A 3217-nucleotide genomic window follows, 5' to 3' on the forward strand; every position below is an offset into this window, starting at 1 on the left:
ATGCCGCGGATGATCAGGTCACACTCCACGCCGGCCTGAGAGGCTCGATACAACGCCTGGATCAGCCTGGTTTCGGTCAGGGAGTTGCACTTGATGATCAGGTGGCCTCGCCGTCCCCGTCGCGCCTGGTCGGCTTCCCGATCGATCATCGCCACCAGTCGCTCATGGAGGGTGAAGGGCGCATGCAGGAGGAGCTAGATGTGTCGTGTCCTGCCCATGCCGGAGAGTTGCTGGAAGACGCGGTGGACGTCTTCGCATAGCTCGGGGTTGGCGGTCATCAGGCTGTAGTCGGTATAGAGCTTCGCCGTCCTGGAGTGGTAGTTGCCGGTGCCCAGGTGGGCATAGTGGCGAAGCTTGCCCTGCTCGCGACGCACGATGTGCATCATCTTGGCATGGGTCTTGTAAGCCATGACCCCGTAGATGACGATGGCCCCGGCCTCCTGGAGCCGCGACGCCAGGGCCAGGTTATCGGCTTCGTCGAAGCGTGCACGCAGTTCGATCACCACCGTGACTTCCTTGCCGTTACCGGCGGCCTCCACCAGGGCGTTGACGATGGGCGAGTCGGCCCCGGTTCGGTAGAGCGTCTGCTTGATGGCCAGCACGGTCGAGTCTCGGGCCGCTTCGTGAAGCAGTTTCTCCACCGGCGAGAAGGCCTGGAAGGGGTGGTGAAGCAGGATGTCGCCCTCGCCGATCGCCTCGAACAGGCTCTCCTTGTGAGTGAGAGGCTTGGGGATGCCCGGGTTGAAGGGGCGGTAGAGCAGCTCGGGTCGATCCACCTCATCGAGTACCGACATCATGCGAGTCAGATTCACCGGGCCTTCGACGCGGTAGAGGTCGATCTCATCCAGGGAAAACTGCCTGTGCAGGAAGCCTGTGAGCGCTTCCGGGCAGTTGGTGGCTACCTCGAGGCGCACCCCACTGCCGTAGCGTCGCGCCAGCAGTTCGCCACGCAGTGCCGAGGCCAGGTCCGAGACGTCTTCAGGATCCACCGAGAAGTCGGCGTTCCGTGTCAGGCGAAACTGATAGCAGCCGCGCACGACCATGCCGGGAAAGACCTCCTCGGCATGGGCGTGGATCATCGATGACAGGAAGACATATTCGGTGAAGCCCGACTCGCATAACCTCGCCGGCAGGGCGATCACCCGCGGCAGTGAACGCGGCGCGGGAAGGATCGCCAGGCCGCCCTCGCGTCCGAAGGCGTCCTTGCCTTCAAGCTGGACGATGAAGTTGAGGCTCTTGTTGACCAGTCGGGGAAAGGGGTGGGAAGGGTCCAGACCAATGGGACTGACCACCGGCATGATCTCGGTCTCGAAATAGTCGCGGACCCAGTCGCGCTGGTCGGCTGTCCACTCTCCCCGGCGACGAAAGCGCAGGCCCTGCGTCATGAGGGAGGGAATCAATACCTCGTTGAGGATCCGGTACTGCCATGCCACCTGGGCGTGGGCGAGCTGGGCGATCTCTGCTAGTACGGCCCGTGGTGATCGTCCATCGGCGCCGGTGGTGTTGTCACCCAGCGCCAACTGGTTCTTGAGGCCGGCCACGCGAATCTCGAAGAACTCGTCCATGTTCGAGGAGAAGATCAGAAGGGACATCAGCCTGTTGAGGAGCGGATGGGCCTCATCCAGGGCCTGCTCCAGCACCCGGATATTGAACTGCAGGTGGGAGAGCTCCCGGTTGAAATACAGGCCCGGGTCACCGAAGTCCGCCTGGGGGTCGGGAATCGCCCTGGGCTTGATGCCGGCGCGGGTCTGATTGAGCCGTGGCGCGGGGTGTTCCGTGACCGGCTCGCCGAGGCGGCTATCGGGTGTCTCGGCCTCGAGGCGCGGCTCGTCCTGGCGTGGGTCGTCCATCCTGTCTCCTGTCGGTGGCGGAAAGGGTCCCACTCAGCGGCCTCAGCCCAGACCCTGGCCTTATCGGTTGAGCAATCTGGCGGCTCGCTTGGCGAAGTAGGTCAGGACACCATCCGCTCCCGCACGCTTGAAGCATGTCAAGGACTCGATGATGACAGTATCGGCGTCAAGCCAGCCGTTGTCGAAGGCGGCCATGTGCATGGCATACTCGCCACTCACCTGATAGGCGAAGGTCGGAACCCTGAGTTCTTCCTTCACTCGGCGTACCACGTCCAGATAGGGCATGCCCGGCTTGATCATGACCATGTCTGCCCCTTCGGCCAGATCCAGGGCCACCTCGTGGAGGGCCTCGTCGCTGTTGGCGGGATCCATCTGGTAGGTGGTCTTGTCGGCGCGGCCCAGGTTGGCGGTGGAACCGACGGCGTCTCTGAAGGGGCCGTAATAGCACGAGGCATACTTGGCGCTGTAGGCCATGATCCGGGTATTGACCAGTTTCTCCTGCTCCAGCACTCCGCGGATGGCCCCGATGCGACCGTCCATCATGTCGGAAGGCGCCACGATGTCGGCCCCGGCCTCGGCGTGGGAAAGTGCCTGCTTGAGGAGTGTATCCACGGTGTGGTCGTTGTGGACATAGCCCTGCTCATCCAGGATGCCGTCCTGACCGTGGCTCGTGAAGGGGTCCAGCGCCACGTCGGTGATGATGCCGAGCTCGGGGAGCGCTGTCTTGAGGGCGCGCACGGCGCGTTGCACCAAACCGCCGGCATTGTAGGCTTCCTCGGCCAGTTCGCTTTTCAGCGCCGACCCCACCACCGGGAAGAGTGCCAGGGCGGGGATGCCGAGCTCATGGGCCTCGCGGGCCTCCTCGATCAGCAGGTCGATCGACAGCCGTTCCACGCCGGGCATGGAGGCTACCGTCTCGCGTTGTCCTTCGCCCTCGAGCACGAACACCGGCCAGATCAGGTCGGCGGGCGTCAGCAGGGTCTCGCGCATCATCCGGCGCGAGAAGTCATCACGGCGCATGCGCCGCAGTCGGCTGGCAGGGAACTGGCGGGTGGTCATGAAGCTCAAGGCACGTCTCCGTTATCTTCTCTTGGCCGCCTCGGTCGACCATGGCAGCAGATGATGACGATACGATGACAGCTATCGTCACGGGGCTGCGAGTATATCAGTGCCGCCGGGTATCGAAAGTCATGGCTTGTCCCGACGAAGGCGACTCTCTAAAGTGTTCCTGATTAGCAATGAAGCTCAGCCGACCGAATCACCCGCTGGGGTTGCGGCTTGCAGCGCACGGCGGCGATGAGCAGCCGTGTCGGCAGCGCCCTGAGATCAAAGCGGCGGTTGAATCGATAGGTGAACGCGGCGAGGTA

Annotated in this window: 1 protein-coding gene and 2 pseudogenes; all 3 read right to left on the reverse strand. The window is 63.4% G+C overall.

From position 1 onward, the window contains the following. Positions 1-1850, reverse strand: a pseudogene (gene ppk1, locus ACESMD_RS11445) (polyphosphate kinase 1); the annotation flags it as partial. Positions 1851-1910: 60 nt separating this feature from the next. Further along, positions 1911-2909, reverse strand: a complete 999-nt coding sequence (gene hemB, locus ACESMD_RS11450; RefSeq protein ID WP_372613246.1) for a porphobilinogen synthase — start codon at positions 2907-2909, stop codon at positions 1911-1913. Between the two features lie 173 nt (positions 2910-3082). Continuing rightward, positions 3083-3217, reverse strand: a pseudogene (locus ACESMD_RS11455) (IS1595 family transposase); the annotation flags it as partial.

The organism is Halomonas sp. (genome assembly GCF_041689495.1).
Lineage (GTDB): Bacteria > Pseudomonadota > Gammaproteobacteria > Pseudomonadales > Halomonadaceae > Halomonas.

Coding starts and splice junctions, on each gene's coding strand:
- hemB (WP_372613246.1), bottom strand. CDS start 2,909: ATGACCACCCGCCAGTTCCCTGCCAGCCGACTGCGGCGCATGCGCCGT.